The sequence below is a fragment of the Olsenella sp. An188 genome (assembly GCF_002160255.1).
Classification (GTDB): Bacteria; Actinomycetota; Coriobacteriia; order Coriobacteriales; family Atopobiaceae; genus Thermophilibacter; species Thermophilibacter avistercoris.
In genome coordinates this window covers 189,222-207,466 of the sequence record NZ_NFKF01000003.1, presented here as the reverse complement: position 1 = coordinate 207,466, position 18,245 = coordinate 189,222, and the positions used below count along the sequence as shown (strand labels likewise).

The following is an 18,245-nucleotide window of genomic DNA, read 5'->3' as shown; positions in this document are numbered from 1 at the left end:
GGTAAAGAAGATACATTTGCACCCCCTCCCACAGAATCGAGGTCGCATGTCGCGCACCCTCACCCGCATCGCCGTTCTTCTCGCCAGCGCTGCGCTTGCCGTCCTTCTTGCGTGCGTCGTGCCCGAGGGGGCCCTGGCGCAGGCCGTCTCAAAGGTCTCCGACCCCGACACGTCCGCGCGGTGGACCTCGGTCTTTGCGGGCGATGCCGGCGAGGGCGGCTACTCCACCGACCAGGCCGGGCGCATCTGGGTCGACAAGTCCGTCTACGGCAGCACCGAGGAGGCGCGGGCGGCCGGGCTCGACGTCACGCTCGCCGACGAGCGGCACGGGTTTGTGGTGGGTCTCTCCGCGCTCTCCTCCGCCGTGTCCGTGCGCCAGGAGGGCGGGCCGGCGCACGACGTCGTGTTCGTGGTGAGCACGAACCAGGTCCTGTCCGACCTGTCCTTTGGCGGGAGGCCCCAGGCCGCCCACCTCGCCGACGCGCTCAACACCTCCATCGCGCGCCTCATGGCGCAAAACGACGGCTCGGCCACGCCGACGCGCGTCAGCGTGATCGGCTACGACTCGGACGTGGTCACGCTCATGCCGCTCGACGTCTACGAGCCGGAGGACGGCCACTACGTGCGCTTCACGGGCGGCTCGGGCGGCGACGCGGGCTCGCTCGAGGTGGTGGCAACCGCGAAGGGCGGGAGCCAGACCACGAACGCCGCGCTCGGCAACGGCTCCTACCTGCAGCGCGCCGTGCACCTGGCGGGCGAGTCCCTCGTGGGGGCGGCAGGCGACGCCGGAGCCGCCGGGCGCGAGCCCGTCCTCGTGGTGATGGGGGTCGAGACGCCGCCCATGGCGAGCACGAGCCTCTTCGACCCGCCCGCCTACACGGGGAACGGCAGCGGCTTTTTGGGCCCGCTGCCCGGGAGCCGCACGACGGGCTACGGCACCGACGCGCTTCTAGCCACGCTGCTCACCATGCGCTATGAGGCGAGCCGCGTGGACGAGGCGTGGGGCGCCGGGCGCGAGCTCGCCTTCTACAGCGTCGGCCTCGACACGAGCGAGACGGCCGCCTACCTGCTTGAGACCCCACTCGAGCAGGCGGCCCACGAGCTGCTGGGCTCGGGGGAGGCCGCCGGGCAGGACCTGCGCGACAACCTCCGGGCCGCGGCGCAGGCCTACGCCGAGGCGGCCGGGCGGGTCGAGAAGGACGTGGAGCTCGACCTGTTTGGCTCGGGCCAAAGGGGGCTCGTCGCCAACCGGGTGACGCTTCCCGTGGCCGCGGGCCTGGTCCCGGCCGACGACCCGCTCGCGGTCTCCCCCGTCGACGACTACCTCCCCGCGCGCAGCGCCCGGGCGCTCACCTGGGCGCTCGGGTCGGCCGTGGGCCGCTCGCTCGGCGTCTCCTACACCGCCCCCGCCTCGGGAGGCCCGGGCGAGGACGCGCCGGGCGGCAGCCGCGTCCAGCTCACCGACCGGGTGGGCGCGGGCATGCAGGTCACGCGCGTGGACGGGATCGTCTACGGGTCGCACCTGCTCAGCGGGGCGGGAGCGGCCCAGGCGGTGAAGGTCAGCCTCGAGGACCCGTACAACCCCGACGCCACCCACGAGTTCAGCTACCTCGTGGAGGCGATGAACGCCCGCTACGACCTGGGCAGCGAGACCTACAGCCTCTTCTACCAGGCCCTCGTTGACGGCCAGTTCTCCTACGCGAGTGACGACGACTTCTCCAACCACGCCTCCTGGTACGTGAACGACGCGCACGAGATGGTCCCCTCGCAGGGCAGCTCGTACACCTTCGCCACGCAGGCGGAGGTCGACGCCGCGGCAGACGGCGACTGGCAGGAGCGCGCAGACGAGGACGTGCGCGGCCGCATCGAGGCCGCCCGGGCGGCGGGCGCGACCGCCGTGTGCGAGACCTACTTCTACGTCGGCGACTACCGTAGCCAGTACGACGGCGGAGACGTCACCCTCTACGACTTCGTGGTGATGGTGGAGACCAGCCTCGCGACGGGGCGGCAGGAGCTTCTGCTCTCCGTCCCCGTGGAGGCCGTGCCGGCCCTGCGCGCTGACGTGAGCGTGCAGACGGACGGCACCGCCACCATGCGGCTCGACAACGCGCTCGAGACGACCCCGATCCGGCTCGCCTACCAGGTTGCCCCCACGCCCGCCGTGTCCGCGCTGCTCGAGCGCATGGAGGCCGGCGAGCTCGTGAGCGACGCGGAGCTCGAGGGCGCTCTCGGCGAGAAGGTCGCGCACGGCGCCCTCGCAAGCCGCCTGATCTTTGCGAGCGACTTCACCGGCTCGGGAGACTCCGCCGAGGCGGGGGCGACGGCTGACGCCTGGGCCGCCCAGACGAACTCCTACTACGCCTTCACGCGCGACACTCCCCTGTTCGTGCGAGAGGGCAGCGCCTACGTGCCGCTCGCCACGATGCCCGTGGCCGGCGAGACGTACTACTTCGAGAGGACCACGTACTCGGCGAGCCTCCCCTCGCCCGACGCAGAGGTCCCGGCGCGCGTCGAGCGGGCGTACGTGCCCTACGTGATGGCGGTCGACGCCACCGACGCCCCGAGCCGCTTTGCCGTGCGCAACGGGCAGTGCGTGGCGCTCGCCGGAACCCCGCGCTACGTCACGGCCGAGGCGCTCGGCTCGGTGGAGAAGAGCCCCAACGCCACCGCGAGCGCCCCCTACGTGGAGCGCCTCTCCGTGGAGGCTCCCGAGTCCGGGGGCGTCCACCTCGCGGCGAGCCTCGGGAACAACGGCGCGCTCGTCGTGCCGGCCGGGGTCGGACTGGGCACGCTGCGCGTGAGCAAGGGCGTGGACGGCGGCGCGCCCGGCGCAAGCTTCGCCTTCACCGTCACGCTCCTAGACGCGGGGGGCGCGCCCCTGTCCGGGGAGGTGGGATATCGCGTGGGTGACTCCGCGGAGACGGCCGCGCTCGACGGCAGCGGGTCCTTCTCGGCGAAGCTCTCCGACGGACAGGAGCTCGTGGTCGAGGGGCTGCCCGAGGGCACGCGCTACCTCGTGCGGGAGGACGACTACTCGGGCTCCGGCTACCTCGCGCTGCGAACGGGCAGCGAGGGGACCATAGGGGCCGGAGCGGAGGCACGCGCGTCCTTCACCAACGTGTGGGGCGCGGGCGACCTGGGAATCGCCAGCGTGATGGCGGGCAACGACTCCGAGCCCGACCGCGCGGTCTCGTTCGAGGTGGTCGTGCGCGGCCTCTTCGCGGCGCACCCCGACGAGGACGAGCTCGCCTTCGGGGCGACGCGCCACGCGGGCGACCGGGTGACGCAGGGGCGGCTCGTGTTCACGCGCGTGGAGGGAGGGACCGACGGCGTGGCACGCGTCGAGGGGCTCACGGGGGGATCGGGCCTGCTCGTGTCCGGGCTTCCGGAGGGGGCCTCGTACACGGTGAGCGAGCTCGACGCCGACGCGCTTCTCGCCGACGGCTACGTCATCTACGCGGGGAGCGCCGACGAGGTCGCGGCAGGCAGGGAGGCCACCTCTGCCGAGGGGACCGTCGCGGGCGGGGACGCCGTGAGCGCGACCTACTTCGTGCACGTGCGCGAGAAGGACCCCGAGCCGGAGCCTGATCCGGACCCGGAGCCGACGCCGGAGCCTGATCCGGACCCGACGCCAACGCCGGACCCTGACCCCGAGCCGACGCCGGAGCCTGACCCCGAGCCGACGCCCGAGCCCGAGCCCGCGGGCGAGGCGCCCGACGGCCAGGCAGACGCCGAGCCCCTCCCCGAGTCCGGCGACGCGACGAGCTCCCCCGGGGTTCTTCTCGCCGTGGGGTCGTGCGGTGCCGCGCTCGTGGCCGCCGGCATCGTGGTAGTCAGGAGGCACGGCGGGCGATGAGCCCGTGCCCAAAACCCCGCGCGGTTGGGTGGCATGTTTGATGTCCGACCACACCTCGGGGCCGCCGGGGCGCCCCCAAGGCCCGAGGTCCTTCTCGCCACCTGCGGTTTTTCTGGCGAGAAGGACCACGCGCGAGCCCGCATATCAAACATGCCACCCAACCGCACGGGGTTTTGGGCACGGAGGCCAACCTCGGGAGCGCGGGAGCCCACAAACACCCAATCGGCGCCACTTTGTGACACCCCGGCGGGGCCGGGCGGCGGCTCGGAGCCAAAGGGCCGCCACCCGCGCCGTTCGTCTCGCCTTTCTTTACCGACGGTTGCGCGGGGGCGCCTCGCGGGGATAATCCCTCACGACATCCGTTTGGCCTTGCGAGCCATTGGGTGCAGTGTGGACCAGGAGCTCATCGCCCGCTCCATGCGCGAGCTCGCGCGCGAGTTCATGGCGCTGCTTGAGAGCCACGGCGGCGCCCGCTGGGGCGAGCTCGTGCGCGTGACGAGCGACGCGGAGCGCTTCGTTCGCGCCATGGTGGCGCTCGAGGCGCGCGGGGAGGGATGCTCCCGCCGAGACGGGAAAGACGCAGCCGACCGAGAGGAACACCCAGATGACCACGACGCCCTTTGACGCCCGCGTCGCCGCGCTCGACTCCGACGCCCTCGCCGAGCTCATGCGCGGCCGCCACTCCGTGCGCGCCTTCACCGACCGCCCGATCGAGGGCACGGTGCGCGAGGCGCTGGAGGCCCAGGTGGCGGCGGAGAACGAGCGCGCGGGCCTCGACATGCAGCTCTGCCTTGACGCGCCGGGCGCCTTCGACGGCAGGCTCGCCCACTACGGAAGCTTCCGCAACGTGCGCAACCACCTCGCCCTCGTGGGCCCGGCCGGCCCCGGCCTGGACGAGGCCGTGGGCTACGCCGGCGAGAAGGTCGTGCTGCTGGCGCGAGCCCTGGGCGTGGACTCCTGCTGGGTGGCGCTCACCTACGACCGCAGGAGGAGCCCCGCCCGCGTGGGAGCGGGCGAGAGGTACGCGTTGGCCATCGCCCTGGGATACGGCGAGAAGCCCGGCACGCGGCACCCGGTCAAGCCGGTCGAGCGGCTCTGCCGCGTGAGCGGCGAGGCGCCCGCGTGGTTCACCGCGGGCGTCGAGGCGGCGCGCCTGGCCCCGACGGCCCTGAACCAGCAGCGCTTCCGCTTCGAGCTGCTCGAGGACGGGCGCACGGTGCGCGCCCGCGCGCTGCCGGCGCTCTCGTGCGGCAAGATCGACCTCGGCATCGCCAGGCTGCACTTCGAGCTGGGAGCCGGCGCGGTCTCGCGCGACTGGGCGTTCGAGCGGTAGCGGGGCGCCGCCACGACCTCTCCGGGACGCGGGCGAGGGCCTCCCGGCCAAAACCGCGTGCGATTGGGCGGCATGTTTGATACGCGGGCCCGCACGCGGTCCTTCTCGCCAGAAAAACCGCAGGTGGCGAGAAGAACCTCGGGCCCGCGAGGTCCTCCGACGGCCCCGAGGCACGCCCCGGCATCAAGGATGCCGCCCAATCGCAAGGGGTTTCTGGCACGGGGGCGCCCCTCCGGTGCGCGGGGACCGGCAAACGCCCAATCGGCGCCACTTTGTGACACGTCGGGCCCCCAGCGGGCAGCGCGGTCCTAGGACGGGTGGCACAGCCTCCGGCTAGAAGCCCGCCTCGATCTCGTGGATGCGCCCGTAGAGCCAGCGGTTGGTGGGGACGAGGATGCCGTGCTTCTCGGCGAACCGGATGACGGTGCCGGCAAACTCCTCCACCTCGGTCGGCTTGCGGTTGATGCGGTCCTGCGCCATGGAGGGCAGGCCGTCGGGCTCGAGGCCCGCGACGAGGTCGGCCATCTGCGCGAGGTCCGCCTCCGTGATGTCGACCCCCTCGGCGCGCGCCACGGCCAGGGCCTCGCGCATGGCGGCGACGAAGCAGCGGTTCTGCTCGCCGCCCGGCTCGCTCGCGGTGCCGTACGTGCCGCCGTAGGCCATACAGGTCTGGTTTATCCCAACGTTGAGCATGAGCTTCACCCACATGCGACGGCGGATGTCCGCCTCGACCACATGCGGGATGCCGGCGCGCCCGTAGAGGTCCGCGACGTCGCCCACTACGCCCGGCTCGGTCCCCTGCGCGGCGCCGAAGCGTATCTCGCCGGGATGGGTGTAGGTCATCTCGCCGCCGATGAAGACGGCGTCCATGCCCTGCGCGACCGAGAGCACGGTGCGCCCCCAGCCAAAGCGCTCTGCCACGCGCTCCTCGCTCGTGATGCCGTTGAGCAGCGAGGCGATCGCCGTGCGCGGGCCCACGAGCCGCTCCATGGTGTGGAGCGCCCGGTCGAGCCCGGTCGCCTTGGTGGCAATGATCACCAGGTCGACGGGGGCGGCCTCGCTCGCAGGCAGGGTGCGCACCCGCAGCGGCTCCCCGTTTACCAGCGGCACCTCCCCCGCGTGACGGGCAAAGCGCTCGTCGTCCATCACGAACTCGACGGCGCCCGGCCCGAGGTTCCTCTCGGCGATGGAGCCGTAGAGCATCCCCACCGCGCCGCGCCCGATGATCGCCACGCTCTCGATTGCCATGTGCGCCTCCCGCCCCCGTTGTGACAGGGGGACGGAGGGTTTGTCACACCTCCGTCCCCCTGTCACAGTTTAGCGCGAGAAGGGTCTTCGGGCCTCTGACCGAGCTAGTGGGACTCGCCTACGAGCTTGAGCCCCACCACGCAGCCGACGAGCCCCGCGAGCAGCAGGACCTTGGCCCACGAGAAGGGCTCCGCCCCGGTGGCGATGCCGTAGCCCACCGTGACCGCCGCCCCGATCCCAACCCAGACGGCGTACGCGGTCCCGATGGGGATGGTGCGCACGGCGTGGCTGAGGCCAAGCATGCTCGCCGCGAGCGCCGCCACGAAGACGACCGAGGGCAGGAGCCTGGTGAAGCCCTCCGCGCGGTCGAGCGCCAGCGCCCACACCGCCTCAAGCATCCCGGAGCACACGAGCACGACCCAGTCCATGAAAGCCTCCTTCGGTAGATGCGCCGTCTTTGCGTTCCTGGTACGGCTGCCCTCGTCAGGGGCCCGGTAGGCCACAGGGCAGTGTAGCACGCCGTGCGCGCGGAGGTTGTGCCAGCATGGCGGTGCCCGCCGGGTGAGCGCGCGTAGACGCGCATCTGTGGATTCGCTTGGGAGTCGGAGGGCGACCGCATCTTGGGCGGTTTTCCCTCAGGAATACTAGATGTGGTATCCCCGACCCGAAAGGATCGTCGTGCTTCTGAGCCTTCTCGCCATCGTCGTCGGCTTTGGCCTGCTCGTGGGCGGCGCCAACCTCCTCGTGGACGGCGCGTGCCGGCTCGCCGCGCGCTTCGGCATGCCCGAGCGCGTGGCGGGGCTCACCGTCGTCGCCATCGGCACCTCGTTGCCCGAGCTCGTCGTGAGCATCACCTCGGCCGCCGCGGGCCACGCCGACATGGCCTTCGGCAACGTTGTGGGCAGCTGCCTCGCCAACCTGCTGCTCATCCTCGGCCTCTCCGCCGTCATCGCCCCCGTCGCGCTCTCGCGCGGCACCATTCGCTTCGAGATCCCGGTGAGCGTGGCGGCCTGCGCGCTGCTCGCGCTGCTCGCCAACACCGGAGGCGAGGTCACGCGGTTCGAGGGAGTCGTGCTGCTCCTGGCCTTCGCGGCGTTTCTCGTGCGTACCACGCAGATGGGCCTGAAGGAGGGCGCGGACGAGAAGGACGCGGGCTCGCGGGAGGGCGCCGGGGAGCAGGCCGCGGGCGGACGGCGTCCGAGCGTCGCCTGGGCGCTGTGGCTCGTCGTCGTGGGCGCCGTCATGCTCAAGGTGGGCGCCGACCTCGTGGTGGACAACGCCACGCTCGTCGCCACCACCGCCGGCATCTCCGAGCGCGTCATCGGCATCACCGTGGTGGCGCTCGGCACCTGCCTGCCCGAGCTCGTGACGAGCGTCGTGGCCGCGCTGCGCGGCAACTCCGACATCGCCGTGGGCAACGTCACCGGCTCCAACATCGCCAACCTGCTGCTCGTGATGGGCGGCCCGGCGCTCGTCTCGTCCATCCCCTACGACGCGGCGTACAACCTTGACCTCGCGCTCGTGGCGGCGTTCTCGCTTGCGCTCGTGGGCTTCTGCTACGTGGGCAGGCGCCACGAGATGAGCCGCGTGAACGGCGTGATCTTCGTGGTGCTCTACGCCGCCTACATCGCGGCGTCCGTGCTGAGGTAGCGCCCGCGGGCGCTGGCGAGAAGAACGACGGGCCTCCCGGACCTAGGCGTCCCGGCGGCTCTCGACGTGGCGCTCCACGAGCGCCCTGACCTCCTCGAGCTCCTCCGGGGCGAGCTCGCGGCAATCCACGAGCACCAGCTTGTTGTCCCCGCGCCTGAGGTAGAGGTAGTCCCCCATGGTCCCCCACCCCCTGAAGGAGGGCCAGTAGCTCACGCCGTGACCGACCTGCGAGTCGACGGTCACGCCGTCCTCGTCGAAGGAGTAGCGGACCTCCCCCGAGCGGAAGGCGTCGTCGACGAGCGTCTCCGCGCGCCTGAGCACGAAGCGCTGGAACGCCCGCGCCCGCGCGCCGAGCACGATCGCCGCGGCCCCGAGGACGAGGTAGGCGATGCCGAGGACGTCCGACCCCGAGCCGAGCAGCAGCGCCCCGATCGCGACGAGCAGCGCCCCCAGGACGACGAGGGCGGGCCCGCCGATGCGACGCCGGCGCACGTTGCCGGGGCTCTCCAGCGCAACGTCAATCGCCACGGCTCGCCGCTCGTCGTTCAGGTCCATCTGATAGGAGACCATAGGCACCTCCCGGCTCGGATGACCCTAGTATAGCCCGCGGGCCGTGAGCCGCCCTCTCGCCCAGGTGCTTCTCGCCGGCAGCGCCCTTCTCTCCGGCTTATGCAAAGCTTACTTGTCACTTTTTGCAAAGCGTACTATGCTTATCTTGCAAAGCGCGCTTGTCATTTTGTGGCCGACGACCAAGGAGGCGATGCGGTGCGAACGAGGATCAAAGAGCTGCGTCGGGAGCGGAGGCTCTCCCAGGCCGAGCTCGCCGACGCCGTGGGCACCACGCGCCAGACCATCACCTCCATCGAGGTGGGAAGATACACGGCATCGCTGCCGCTCGCCCACAAGATAGCCCGCTACTTCGGGCTCACCATCGAGGAGGTCTTTGACTTTTCCGAGATAGACGAGGAGCTGTGATTCACATGAGCAAGCTTGACACCCTGCGCCGCGGCCTCGACCTCTTCCCCGGCGAGAAGGACCCCGCGCCCGGACGCTCCCTCGGCGCCATGCGCGCGGACGCACGGCGCCGCCTGGGCCGCGAGAGCGCCTCAGTGGCCGTCATCTGCGCCTCGATCGTCGCCCTGAGCGTCCTTGCGGTGACCGAGAGCCTGCCTGCCCTGCGCGGCAGCACGCTCTCGTCCAGCTTCCTGAGCGGCGCTCTCATGGGCCTCTTCTGCGTCGCGGGCGTCGTCAGCGTCCGCCAGGTCGCGGCGCTCAGGCGCGCGCTCGCAGACGAGCAGGAGCTGCGCCGCTACTACGCGCGCGAGAACGACGAGCTCACGGCCCACATGGAGCGCGAGGTGGCGCGGACGTTCGTGCGGGGCATCCCCGCCCTCTCCGTGGTGGCGATCTTCGCTGGGGCGCTCGTGAGCTTCGAGGCGATGGCGGCCGTGGCCGCGACGCTGGTGTTTCTCTCGCTGGCGCTGCTCGCCATCAAGCTCTCGTACCGGGCGCGCTTCCGTGCGGAGGCCGAGGTCGAGTAGCGCGCCCCACCCGCCGGCGCACAATTCCGGAATTGTGCGCCGGCGGTCGAGCGTCACGGGACAAAAGCCCTGTTGGAGGTTCTTCTCGCTTAAGAAAACGCCGCCCGGGCAAGCCGGGTTTCGCACAATTCCGGAATTGTGCGCCAGTCGCCGCGACGTCCGGAACCCTTCGACCGAGAAGCACCGGCAGGAGGCCAAGGGGCCGCCCCGCCGCCTCGCCCGCGCGCAACGAAGCGTTGCTTGGACCGAGACCCCCGTGCGGCGATACTAGTTGCCGGCAACCAAGCCGAAGGGAGGCCGACATGGCCATCAAGGACGTGCTGCCCCGCCTGCGCCGCGAGCGCGGGCTCACGCAGGAGGAGCTGGCGCGCAGGCTCTACATCACCCGGCAGGCGGTGAGTCGCTGGGAGCGCGGCGAGACCACGCCCGGGATCGACATGACCAAGCTCATCGCGCGCGAGCTGGGCGTCCCCGTGACCGAGCTGCTGGAGATGCCCGAGCACTACTGCCAGAGCTGCGGCATGATGTTCACCGGGCCCGACCAGCTCGGGCACGACGCCAACGGCGCCGAGAACCCCGACTTCTGCCGCTGGTGCTACGAGGGCGGCGCCTACACCTACGAGACCACGATGGACGAGATGATCGAGGACTGCGCGCCGCGCATGGCCGAGGCGATGGGCTGGACCGTGGACGAGAGCGCGTCGCTTCTGGGCGCGGTGCTGCCCACCCTCGAGCGCTGGCGCGACGCGTAGGGCAACGGGGCGAGAAGAACGGCGGCCCGGAGGCGGCACTCGCCCGTGCCTTCGCCCGAACCCCCCGCGCGCCGCACAATTTGGGAACTGTGCGGCGACCCGCCAACCGAGCGCGGCGACGCTACTCCCGCTCGATGGAGCGGATGCTCGGGATAGCCCAGGTCACCACCGCGAGCACGGCCATCGCGCCGCCCGCGCCCGCAAACCACAGCGGCGCGCCCACCGAGTCAGCAAAGAGGGTCGACACGGCAAGACCCATCGGCAGCGCCCACGACATGATGGACCCGTACAGTCCAAAGACGCGCCCCAGATACTCGGGTGGGATCTTCTCCTGCATAAGCGCCGTCTGCGGGCCGGAGTAGAACGGCGAGCTCAGGCCCATGAGAAAGCTCATGGCGAGAAACGCCGGAAAGCCGCCGGGCGGCAGCAGCCCCGCAACGAGCGTCGCCGCACCGTAGAGCGCCGTCGCAGCGACCACCGTGAGCGCGCGGCTGCGCAGCCCGCCCGTCGAGGCAAGCAGCGCCGAGCCCGCGATCATCCCCACGGAGAAGACGATCTCCGCAAGGGCGGCGTCGCCGGTGGTGCCCCCAAAGTGGTCGAGGCTCATCAGCGGAAAGAGCGCCGAGATGGGCGAGAAGACCAGCGTGAAGGCAAAGCCGCACCACAGCAGCGCAAACAGGCCCGGGCGGGCCCGCAGGACACGATAGCCCTCCGCGGTCTCGGCGAGAAGCGCCCGCACCTGGGCGGCGATGCCGGAGCCCCGCCGGTCGGTCGGGCCGTCCGGGACGGGAAGCTCGAGCCGGGCCGCGAGCACCGCCACCGTGGCGAGAAGGGCGCCGGCCACGTCGAGCGCGATCATGGCCGTGAGCCCCCAGAGCGGATAGATCACCGCGGCCACCGCGGTGCCCAGGATGTAGCCGCCCGACTGCACCGCCTGCGACACGCCCGCCAGGCGCGTGAGGTGCTCGGGAGGCGCGACGAGCGGCGTGAGCGTCTGGAAGGCGGGCGTGTGGAAGGCGCTGCCGATGGCGCGGAAGAACAGCGCCACGATCACGGCGGCCACGGGCAGCTCCCCCGTCAGCGAGACGAGCGCCACGACGGCGCTGACCGCCGCGATGAAGAGGTCAGCCCCGATGAGCACGCGGCGCACCGAGAGCCGGTCCACGATGGTCCCCGCAAACGGGCCGAGAAGCGCGAGCGGCAGGAAGCCCACGAGCGATGCGAGCGAGAGCATGCTCGCCGAGTTCGTGGTCATGGTGATGTGCCAGATGAACCCCATCTGCAGGATGGAGCTCGTGAGCACGGAGACGAGCTCGCCACCCCACACGAAGGCGAGCTTTGCGCCCCACGAGCTGGCCCTGTCCGTCATGCGTCCTCTCTCGTCGGCCGGGTGAACGATGCTACCACAGCCGCGCGGCGGCCCCGCGCCGCGAGCCCCCACGCTGCGAGCCCCCACGCCGCACAATTTCGAAATTGTGCGAGCCAGCACCCCTCAAGACGGCGTTTTTCAGAGCGAGAAGAACCTCCAACAGGTATTTCTTCTCGCCAGATCACCTTCTCCCCGCACAATTTCGAAATTGTGTGGAGAGGGGACGACGGCAGAGACTCCCCGACCACCCCCACGAGTCGCGGCCCCTGAGCTATCCTGACGCTATCCGCATGCAACCCCACGCACCCCGAGGGAGCCCCATGGACAACGCGCCCGCCGCCACGCGCAAGACCCTCTACCTCGTCGGCGGGCCGATGGGCGTCGGCAAGTCGACGGCCTGCCGCGAGCTCAACCGCATGCTGCCGCGCTCGGTCCTTCTCGACGGGGACTGGTGCTGGCAGGCAGACCCCTTTCAGGTGACGCCCGAGACCAAGGCGGTGGTGCTCGACAACATCTGTCACGCGCTCGGCAACTTCCTGCGCTGCGACGCCTACGAGAACGTGATCCTGTGCTGGGTGATGCACGAGCGCGCGATCGTCAAGGAGATTCTCGCGCGGCTGCCGATAGCCGAGTGCGACGCGGGGGTGCGTTGGGTCTCGCTCGTGGCGAGCGAGGAGGAGCTGCGCGGGCGCATCGAGCGGGACGTGGGCGCCGGGCTGCGCGAGGCAGACACGGTGGAGCGCGCCCTCGCCTACCTGCCGCTCTACCGGGAGCTCGGATCCGAGCTCGTGGACACCACCGGGCGCTCGCCCCGCGAGGTGGCGGAGCTCGTCGCCTAGCAAGAGAGCGCGACACCGGACCTGAGGGCCCCATGCAGGACAAGAATCGGGTTGTCTGTGGTTTTTCGGGAGCCCCTCGAGTACCGACCCCTTGGGTTCCCGCAAACCCGCAGGTCAGAAAATGCTACTTGCAAGGTGATACTTAACGAACCCCGGCAAAACCACAGACAACCCGATTTCCCCACTCCTCAAGGCGGCCGCGATCCGCTCGCCGGCAACCTCGAGGCGGTCTGGTCAGGGCGCCATGCGCGCGTCCGCCCACCATCCCGGCACCAGCTCGCCGAGCCGAGCCGTGCGTCGGGACTCGTAGTCGAGAAGCACCTCGACCTCCCGCGCCGCGGGGTCGAGCTGCATCATGAGCTCGCGGCACGCCCCGCACGGCATCCCGGCACGCCCGTCCGGCATGACGGCGACGATCCTTCGAATCCGCGACTCCCCCGCCGTGACCATGGCTGCGATCGCCGAGCGCTCCGCGCACATCCCGAGCGAGCACGCCGTGTCGATGCAGACGCCCACGTAGACGTTGCCGGCCTCCGTGAGCAACGCCGCCGCGACGGAGCCCGCCTCCACGAGCGGGGAGACCTCGCGGGGGCGCTGCACGCTCCGGGCGGCGAGGTAGAGACGGTCCCAGGAGTCGTCGTAGCACGCGAGCGCCCGCGCCTCCAGCGCGCGCACGAAGCGGTCCTTGCCGTCGCAGTAGCCCTCGATGTCGTACGGAAAGCGGCGCGCGAGGGAGCGCTTGAGGGCGGCGTACTCGTCACGCGTGCCCTCGTGGGAGCGCAGGTAGTCGCAGAGCGCAAGGTGACGGATGACGTTCTCCCGGTCGCCCGCGTCAAAGACGTGGACCTGGTGCGTGCGCTCGTCGCCGCCCTTGCGAAAGTAGCGCCGCCCCGGGATGCCGAACTCGCCGAGGCACTCGTAGCCCACCTCGCGCATACGCGGCTCCGCGGCGTCGACCTCCTCGAGGCCGCGCGCCGCCACCCCACGCGCTACACTGGGCGCACGCCCGCGCCACGCGAAGGAGGCACCATGCCGCGCACGCCGATCGCAAGGATGTCGCTCGCCAAGGTCTACCCGCTGCTCGTCCAGAAGGCCGAGCGCAAGGGCCGCACGCGCGAGGAGGTCGACGAGGTGACCTGCTGGCTCACCGGATACGACGTCGCCGGCCTCGAGCGCCAGATCGCGGCCGGCGTTGACTACGAGACGTTCTTCTCGGAGGCTCCCGCGCTGAACCCCAACCGCGCGCTCATCACCGGCAAGGTCTGCGGCGTTGACGTTGCCGCCATTGCCGACCCCGTGGAACAGAACGCCCGCTACCTCGACAAGCTCGTCGACGAGCTCGCCCGCGGGCGCGCCATGGAGAAGATCCTGCGCTCGTAGCCGTCGCATGCGTTTTCGCAGGTAGACGCCAACTCGCCCAACGGTCGATTGACGCGCCCGGCACCGCGGCGCAGCATCGTGGCCACGCTTCGACCCAAAGGAGGAGACCACATGGCAGACGACCCAAAGCCGCGCGAGCCGAAGACCCCGCAGCTCGACGCCGCGACCCTCGGCGCGTTTGTCGCCCGCGTCCGCGCCGAGCGCGGCCTCACGCAGCGACAGCTCGCCGAGCGCCTCTACGTGAGCGACAAGACCGTGAGCAAGTGGGAGCGTGGCCTCAGCCTGCCGAGTGTCCCTTTGCTCGTGCCGCTCGCCGACGCGCTCGGCCTCTCCATCTCCGAGCTCATGGCCTGCGAGGAGGCACCGAACGAGGAGCGCCTGGGGCGCGCCGAGGCCGACTGGCTCATCGCCGCCTCGCTCGACCTCTCGGGCGCGACGCTCACCGGGCGGCAGCGGGCGCTGCGGTGCGCCGCCTTTGCGGCGACGGTCGCCGTCTGGGGCCTGCTCACCGCGCGCGTGGTCTTCTCGCGCAATCTTGACCAGCTCCTCTCGGGCCTCGCCGATCCGGCCGTCGCCGGAGGCCTCCTCATGCTCGTGGCGCTGGCGTGGTTCTCGTTCTTCTGCCACGAGACCCTGCCCGGATACTACGACGAGAACCGCATCTCCTTCGTGACGCAGGGCCCCTTCCGCATGAACCTCGGCTGCCTCATGCGCGTCCACAACGGCAACTGGCCCGCCATCTGCCGCGCGGCCCGCTGGTCGGCCGCCGCCGCGGCGGTGCTGCTGCCGGCGCTCGAGCTTGCGCTGGGAGACGTCCTGGCCAACACCACGGTCGGGCTTCTCGGCTGCGCGGTCTTCTTCGTGCCGATCCTCGTGGCGGGCAAGCTGAACGAATAGCGAGAGGGGTGCGGGCCTGGGCACCTGCCTACCGCCCAGTGCCCAGGTCCTTCTCCATGAGGAAGTTGGTGAGCTGCACGCCCTTCTCGCCCATGAGGCCCCTCCCGCCGGCTACGCCAGGTATGACTCGAGCGCGGCGACCAGAAACTCCGTCGCACCCTCGCCCGCCGCCTCATCGTAGTACGCGCGAAAGCGGTCGTCCGCAAGATACATCTGCGCGAGACCGCGATGCGCCTCGCGCGAGTAGTGCCCCTCTCCCCAGTGCAGGCGAATCCAGCGCTCGTGCATCTGCGCGAGCTCGCGGGCAGCGTCGCCCGCCGGGTCGCCCGTCGCCATGGCAGCGCGCAGCTGCTCCTTGATGGCCTGCTCGAGCTGGCCTTTCTCGCCCCACTCGTCGCGAGAAAGCGAGGACAGGCGCTCGTTTGCCGCGTCCACCGCGTCGTCGCCGTAGCGCTCGCGCGCTTCGCGGCCGTACGCGCGCTCGTTCTCCTCGATCTCCCGGCGCTTGAGCGCCTCGAAGGCCTCGTGCTTGTCCATGTCCTCGACCCCTTTCGCCGCGGCAGCGCTCTCGGCAAGGATCTCGCGCTGGGCGCGCTTGGTCAGCCGGGAGAAGACGAGGTCGTAGCTCAGGTCGCAGAGCTCGAGCACGAGGCCCTCCGGAAGGTCCGAGCTCAGGTCAACGGAGATCCACGTCCGCCCGTCGGAGTAGTAGCCCGGCAGCACCGCGTCGGGCCGCTCCTCGCGGAGCTCCCGGATGCGGTCGGGGTCGCACTTGAGCGAGAGCAGGTGGCGCCCCGCGTAGGGCGGCCTGGCGTCCGGGGACACCTCGAACTCGCAGGCAAACTGCCGGCCGCCCACCCAGTACACCATCCAGCCCCACTTCTCGTGCAGGGCGCGGGTGGCGCCGGGACGCGAGAGCAGGCGTTCCTCGATGCTCGCAAGGTCCATGGCCCCTCCTCCGCACGTCGCGCGACTCGCCTGGGGCCAGCATATCAGAGCGCCCTCCCGTCCTTGCCCGTCACCGTAAACCTAGCGTATACTAGGTTTTGACGACCACGGGAGGAAGCATGGGACGACCGGCCGGGCCAACGCGCGACACCAAGCGCCTCATCTGCGAGCGCGCCCTCGAGGTGTTTGCCGAGAAGGGCTACGCCGCGACGACGATGCGCGACGTCGCGGCCGCGGTGGGCCTGCGCGAGGCCTCGCTCTACAGCCACTTCCCCGGCAAGCAGGCCATCTTCGGCGCGGCGGTGGAACACCAACTCGACCGCCTGACGCAGGCGCTGCGCTCCCGGCGCGCCCTCGCCCACCCCACCGACGACGCGAGCGCCTACCTCGCAGACGGTCCCGCGCTCACCGAGGTGGTTCTCGCCAGCTACGAGCCCTTCTTCGCGGACGCCGGCATCGTGCGCCTGCGCCGCGTGCTCGAGGGCGCGCGCCACGCGGACCCTCGCTGCGACGAGCTCTACCGCACCGTCTTCGTCGAGCGCCCGCTCGAGCTGCAGCGCGCGATCTTCTCGCGCCTCGTCGACGCCGGCCTCTTCTCCCCCTGCGAGGTCGACCTCGCGGCCCGCCAGTTCCACGGGCCCGTGTTCCTCGCGCTCTGCGAGGGCACGCCCTGGCCGGAGGCGCGCCGCCTCGTCGAGCGCCACCTCGAGGCGTTTCTCGCCCAGCACCGAGCGAAGGAGTGAGCATGAGCATCGCCGTCGTCTACTGCTCGCAGACCGGGTTTACCGAGAGGTACGCGCGCTGGCTCGCGGAGTCCCTCGAGACCAGGGCCGTCCCGTTCGACGAGCGCGCCTCGTCCTCCGTGGCCGCTGCGGAGACGCTCGTCTTTCTCAGCTGGTTCCACGCGGGAGGGCTCAAGGGCGCACGCTGGCTGCGCGACCTCATGGAGGAGCGCCCCGAGCGCCGCTACGTGGTCGTGGGCGTGGGGGCCTACCCCATGCCGAGCGACGAGTGGCCAAAGAGCGAGACCGACGCCGCCTTCGACCAGGCGTTCCCGCAAGACCGCTACCCCCGCCTCGCGCGCTTCTACTGCCAGGGCGGCTTTGACTTCGACCGCCTGTGCGCGCTCGACAGGCTGGCCATGCGGGCGTTCTTCCGCATGCAGGCCAAGGCGGCCAGGACCGACCCGCGCGTCGCCTTCGCGCTCGAAGCCATGCGCGAGGGCTTTGACGGCACGCGGCGCGAGTACCTGCAGCCGGTGCTCGAGCACCTGCGGGGCTGAGCCGCTACCCCTCCGCTCCCCCGCGCGCACGCAGCTCGCTCGGGAGGCCGTCCGTGTCAAAGGGGCGCGGGGCGGGCGCGTCCTTCTCGCCCCTAAAGCGAACCTCCACACGCTCCGGCGAGAAGAACCTCCTCACGCGGCCCGCAATCGCGGCGCGCGCCGTGTCCGAGAGCGGGCGGAACTCCGTGACCGTCACGCGCCTCCCCTCCCGCCTCCAGCGGGCGCGGGCGCGGCCGCGGTAGAGGACCGTCGCGAAGACGATGCCCGCTCGGTTGGTGACGCGCGGCAGGTCGGGCGCGTCGATGAGGCGCGAGCGGTCGCGGTACCCGAGCACGAGCTGGTCGAAGGGGGCGAGCAGCACGCAGCCGGGCACGTGCGCCTCCGAGGGCGAGGGCAGCTCCCCGAGGTAGGCGAGCGTGGCGCCCCGGCAGGTGAGCTCGCGCAGCGGCAGCGCCGAGCGACGGACGAGCGACGCCACCTCCGAGGCGCGATAGCCCAGGAAGGCCGCACAGTCCTGCACGGTTGCGGGGCCGTAGCGCTCGAAGTAGCGGCGCGCGAGCTCGGCGCGCGCCTCGTCGCGCGGGAGCCAGCTGGCCGGAGAGGGCGCGGCAGCGAAGCGCTTGGCCGTTCCCGCCTCGTAGACGAGCATGCCGCGGTCGCACATCTCCTTGAGCAGGCCGCCCCAGCCGTTGAACACGCGCTCCAGCAGCCAGTCCGACATGCCCGCCGCGCGGCACGCCTCCTTGAGCTCCTCGCGCCCGCGCGGGCCGGACGAGACCTCGGCGCGGATGACGTCCGCCCAGCGCTCGGCCTCCCCGGCCGGGATCCCCCAGCCGTCCCAGAGGTCGGTGAGCGAGCCGCGGTTGTCGCGCGCGGAGAGGTGCAGCCACAGCTCGTGGGCGGGCACCACGTGGATGGTGCCGCGGTGCGACCAGATCTTGACCAGGCCACGGTCCCAGCCCTGCGGCGAGAAGTCGGCCGCGCGGGCGCGCAGGGCGTCACGCGGGCCGGTCGAGAACTGCGCCTGGAGGCCCAGCAGGTCGGATGCCACCTGCACGCACGACGCGTCGCGGCGCAGGAGGTGCTGGCGCTCCAGCGTGACGGCGAGAAGCTCGCCGCGGGTGAGATCGGGTCGCGCGGGCGTGCTCAT

Annotated in this window: 19 protein-coding genes and 1 riboswitch; of the genes, 12 read left to right on the top strand and 7 right to left on the bottom strand. The window is 71.3% G+C overall.

Translation table 11 applies throughout. From position 1 onward, the window contains the following. The first annotated feature begins 46 nt into the window (after positions 1 to 46). From B5F23_RS09850 to B5F23_RS05045, 3 genes are all read left to right on the top strand, one after another. Positions 47 to 3,856, top strand: a complete 3,810-nt coding sequence (locus B5F23_RS09850; RefSeq protein ID WP_206392276.1) for a DUF7601 domain-containing protein — start codon at positions 47 to 49, stop codon at positions 3,854 to 3,856. A gap of 390 nt (positions 3,857 to 4,246) precedes the next feature. Beyond that, a complete protein-coding gene (locus B5F23_RS05050; RefSeq protein WP_087352410.1) occupies positions 4,247 to 4,480 on the top strand; it encodes a hypothetical protein in 234 nt (77 codons plus the stop codon). Further along, positions 4,461 to 5,189: a nitroreductase family protein gene (locus B5F23_RS05045; RefSeq protein WP_087352408.1), complete on the top strand. Its 729-nt coding sequence runs from the start codon at positions 4,461 to 4,463 to the stop codon at positions 5,187 to 5,189. Before B5F23_RS05050 ends, B5F23_RS05045 begins: the two co-directional genes overlap by 20 nt. A 333-nt stretch (positions 5,190 to 5,522) precedes the next feature. Here the strand turns inward: B5F23_RS05045 and B5F23_RS05040 are convergent, their stop codons facing one another. Together B5F23_RS05040 and B5F23_RS05035 are read right to left on the bottom strand one after the other, a co-directional pair. Continuing rightward, the gene (locus B5F23_RS05040; protein WP_087352406.1) at positions 5,523 to 6,437 is read right to left on the bottom strand and encodes a ketopantoate reductase family protein; all 915 of its coding nucleotides are present in this window, start codon (positions 6,435 to 6,437) and stop codon (positions 5,523 to 5,525) included. Positions 6,438 to 6,541: 104 nt separating this feature from the next. Then, positions 6,542 to 6,865: a DMT family transporter gene (locus tag B5F23_RS05035; RefSeq protein ID WP_087352404.1), complete on the bottom strand. Its 324-nt coding sequence runs from the start codon at positions 6,863 to 6,865 to the stop codon at positions 6,542 to 6,544. 17 nt (positions 6,866 to 6,882) lie between these two features. After that, positions 6,883 to 6,943, bottom strand: a riboswitch (guanidine-III (ykkC-III) riboswitch). Positions 6,944 to 7,085: 142 nt separating this feature from the next. Between B5F23_RS05035 and B5F23_RS05030 the strand changes: the two genes are divergently transcribed. Further along, positions 7,086 to 8,087 (top strand): calcium/sodium antiporter, encoded by a 1,002-nt coding sequence (locus B5F23_RS05030; protein WP_241145802.1) that lies wholly within the window; start codon positions 7,086 to 7,088, stop codon positions 8,085 to 8,087. Between the two features lie 42 nt (positions 8,088 to 8,129). Here the strand turns inward: B5F23_RS05030 and B5F23_RS05025 are convergent, their stop codons facing one another. Further along, positions 8,130 to 8,657 (bottom strand): YcxB family protein, encoded by a 528-nt coding sequence (locus B5F23_RS05025; RefSeq protein ID WP_087352400.1) that lies wholly within the window; start codon positions 8,655 to 8,657, stop codon positions 8,130 to 8,132. Between the two features lie 195 nt (positions 8,658 to 8,852). Between B5F23_RS05025 and B5F23_RS05020 the strand changes: the two genes are divergently transcribed. The 3 genes from B5F23_RS05020 to B5F23_RS05010 all read left to right on the top strand — a co-directional run bounded on the left by B5F23_RS05020 (position 8,853) and on the right by B5F23_RS05010 (position 10,380). Continuing rightward, the gene (locus B5F23_RS05020) at positions 8,853 to 9,062 is read left to right on the top strand and encodes a helix-turn-helix transcriptional regulator (protein ID WP_072372408.1); all 210 of its coding nucleotides are present in this window, start codon (positions 8,853 to 8,855) and stop codon (positions 9,060 to 9,062) included. 5 nt (positions 9,063 to 9,067) lie between these two features. Beyond that, positions 9,068 to 9,628 carry a hypothetical protein gene (locus tag B5F23_RS05015; RefSeq protein ID WP_143786358.1) on the top strand — a complete coding sequence of 187 codons (561 nt, stop codon included), beginning with the start codon at positions 9,068 to 9,070 and terminating at the stop codon, positions 9,626 to 9,628. Between the two features lie 302 nt (positions 9,629 to 9,930). Beyond that, positions 9,931 to 10,380, top strand: coding sequence for a zinc ribbon domain-containing protein (locus B5F23_RS05010; protein ID WP_087352396.1), 450 nt, complete (start codon positions 9,931 to 9,933; stop codon positions 10,378 to 10,380). A gap of 121 nt (positions 10,381 to 10,501) precedes the next feature. On the opposite strand, the gene B5F23_RS05005 is transcribed toward B5F23_RS05010, so the two are convergent. After that, complete coding sequence (locus tag B5F23_RS05005; RefSeq protein ID WP_087352394.1) at positions 10,502 to 11,749, bottom strand: MFS transporter; 1,248 nt, start codon at positions 11,747 to 11,749, stop codon at positions 10,502 to 10,504. Positions 11,750 to 12,069: 320 nt separating this feature from the next. Between B5F23_RS05005 and B5F23_RS05000 the strand changes: the two genes are divergently transcribed. Continuing rightward, a complete protein-coding gene (locus B5F23_RS05000; protein ID WP_087352392.1) occupies positions 12,070 to 12,588 on the top strand; it encodes an AAA family ATPase in 519 nt (172 codons plus the stop codon). 234 nt (positions 12,589 to 12,822) lie between these two features. On the opposite strand, the gene B5F23_RS04995 is transcribed toward B5F23_RS05000, so the two are convergent. Further along, on the bottom strand, positions 12,823 to 13,569 hold the full coding sequence (locus B5F23_RS04995; RefSeq protein ID WP_206392274.1) for a GrpB family protein: 747 nt from the start codon (positions 13,567 to 13,569) through the stop codon (positions 12,823 to 12,825). Positions 13,570 to 13,617: 48 nt separating this feature from the next. Between B5F23_RS04995 and B5F23_RS04990 the strand changes: the two genes are divergently transcribed. Further along, positions 13,618 to 13,968: a DUF2200 domain-containing protein gene (locus tag B5F23_RS04990; protein WP_087352388.1), complete on the top strand. Its 351-nt coding sequence runs from the start codon at positions 13,618 to 13,620 to the stop codon at positions 13,966 to 13,968. A 111-nt stretch (positions 13,969 to 14,079) separates the two neighbouring features. Continuing rightward, positions 14,080 to 14,865, top strand: a complete 786-nt coding sequence (locus B5F23_RS04985) for a helix-turn-helix domain-containing protein (RefSeq protein WP_087352386.1) — start codon at positions 14,080 to 14,082, stop codon at positions 14,863 to 14,865. 111 nt (positions 14,866 to 14,976) lie between these two features. On the opposite strand, the gene B5F23_RS04980 is transcribed toward B5F23_RS04985, so the two are convergent. Beyond that, complete coding sequence (locus B5F23_RS04980) at positions 14,977 to 15,813, bottom strand: TipAS antibiotic-recognition domain-containing protein (RefSeq protein WP_087352384.1); 837 nt, start codon at positions 15,811 to 15,813, stop codon at positions 14,977 to 14,979. A 119-nt stretch (positions 15,814 to 15,932) separates the two neighbouring features. Between B5F23_RS04980 and B5F23_RS04975 the strand changes: the two genes are divergently transcribed. Together B5F23_RS04975 and B5F23_RS04970 are read left to right on the top strand one after the other, a co-directional pair. Continuing rightward, on the top strand, positions 15,933 to 16,556 hold the full coding sequence (locus B5F23_RS04975) for a TetR/AcrR family transcriptional regulator (protein WP_087352382.1): 624 nt from the start codon (positions 15,933 to 15,935) through the stop codon (positions 16,554 to 16,556). A 2-nt stretch (positions 16,557 to 16,558) separates the two neighbouring features. Then, a complete protein-coding gene (locus B5F23_RS04970; protein ID WP_087352380.1) occupies positions 16,559 to 17,095 on the top strand; it encodes a flavodoxin domain-containing protein in 537 nt (178 codons plus the stop codon). Between the two features lie 4 nt (positions 17,096 to 17,099). On the opposite strand, the gene B5F23_RS04965 is transcribed toward B5F23_RS04970, so the two are convergent. Beyond that, a complete protein-coding gene (locus B5F23_RS04965; RefSeq protein WP_087352378.1) occupies positions 17,100 to 18,245 on the bottom strand; it encodes a DNA glycosylase AlkZ-like family protein in 1,146 nt (381 codons plus the stop codon).

Coding starts and splice junctions, on each gene's coding strand:
- B5F23_RS04985 (WP_087352386.1), top strand. CDS start 14,080: ATGGCAGACGACCCAAAGCCGCGCGAGCCGAAGACCCCGCAGCTCGAC.
- B5F23_RS05045 (WP_087352408.1), top strand. CDS start 4,461: ATGACCACGACGCCCTTTGACGCCCGCGTCGCCGCGCTCGACTCCGAC.
- B5F23_RS05010 (WP_087352396.1), top strand. CDS start 9,931: ATGGCCATCAAGGACGTGCTGCCCCGCCTGCGCCGCGAGCGCGGGCTC.
- B5F23_RS05005 (WP_087352394.1), bottom strand. CDS start 11,749: ATGACGGACAGGGCCAGCTCGTGGGGCGCAAAGCTCGCCTTCGTGTGG.
- B5F23_RS04965 (WP_087352378.1), bottom strand. CDS start 18,245: ATGAGCACGCCCGCGCGACCCGATCTCACCCGCGGCGAGCTTCTCGCC.
- B5F23_RS09850 (WP_206392276.1), top strand. CDS start 47: ATGTCGCGCACCCTCACCCGCATCGCCGTTCTTCTCGCCAGCGCTGCG.
- B5F23_RS05040 (WP_087352406.1), bottom strand. CDS start 6,437: ATGGCAATCGAGAGCGTGGCGATCATCGGGCGCGGCGCGGTGGGGATG.
- B5F23_RS05030 (WP_241145802.1), top strand. CDS start 7,086: ATGTGGTATCCCCGACCCGAAAGGATCGTCGTGCTTCTGAGCCTTCTC.
- B5F23_RS04975 (WP_087352382.1), top strand. CDS start 15,933: ATGGGACGACCGGCCGGGCCAACGCGCGACACCAAGCGCCTCATCTGC.
- B5F23_RS04970 (WP_087352380.1), top strand. CDS start 16,559: ATGAGCATCGCCGTCGTCTACTGCTCGCAGACCGGGTTTACCGAGAGG.
- B5F23_RS04980 (WP_087352384.1), bottom strand. CDS start 15,813: ATGGACCTTGCGAGCATCGAGGAACGCCTGCTCTCGCGTCCCGGCGCC.
- B5F23_RS05000 (WP_087352392.1), top strand. CDS start 12,070: ATGGACAACGCGCCCGCCGCCACGCGCAAGACCCTCTACCTCGTCGGC.
- B5F23_RS05015 (WP_143786358.1), top strand. CDS start 9,068: ATGAGCAAGCTTGACACCCTGCGCCGCGGCCTCGACCTCTTCCCCGGC.
- B5F23_RS04990 (WP_087352388.1), top strand. CDS start 13,618: ATGCCGCGCACGCCGATCGCAAGGATGTCGCTCGCCAAGGTCTACCCG.
- B5F23_RS05035 (WP_087352404.1), bottom strand. CDS start 6,865: ATGGACTGGGTCGTGCTCGTGTGCTCCGGGATGCTTGAGGCGGTGTGG.
- B5F23_RS05025 (WP_087352400.1), bottom strand. CDS start 8,657: ATGGTCTCCTATCAGATGGACCTGAACGACGAGCGGCGAGCCGTGGCG.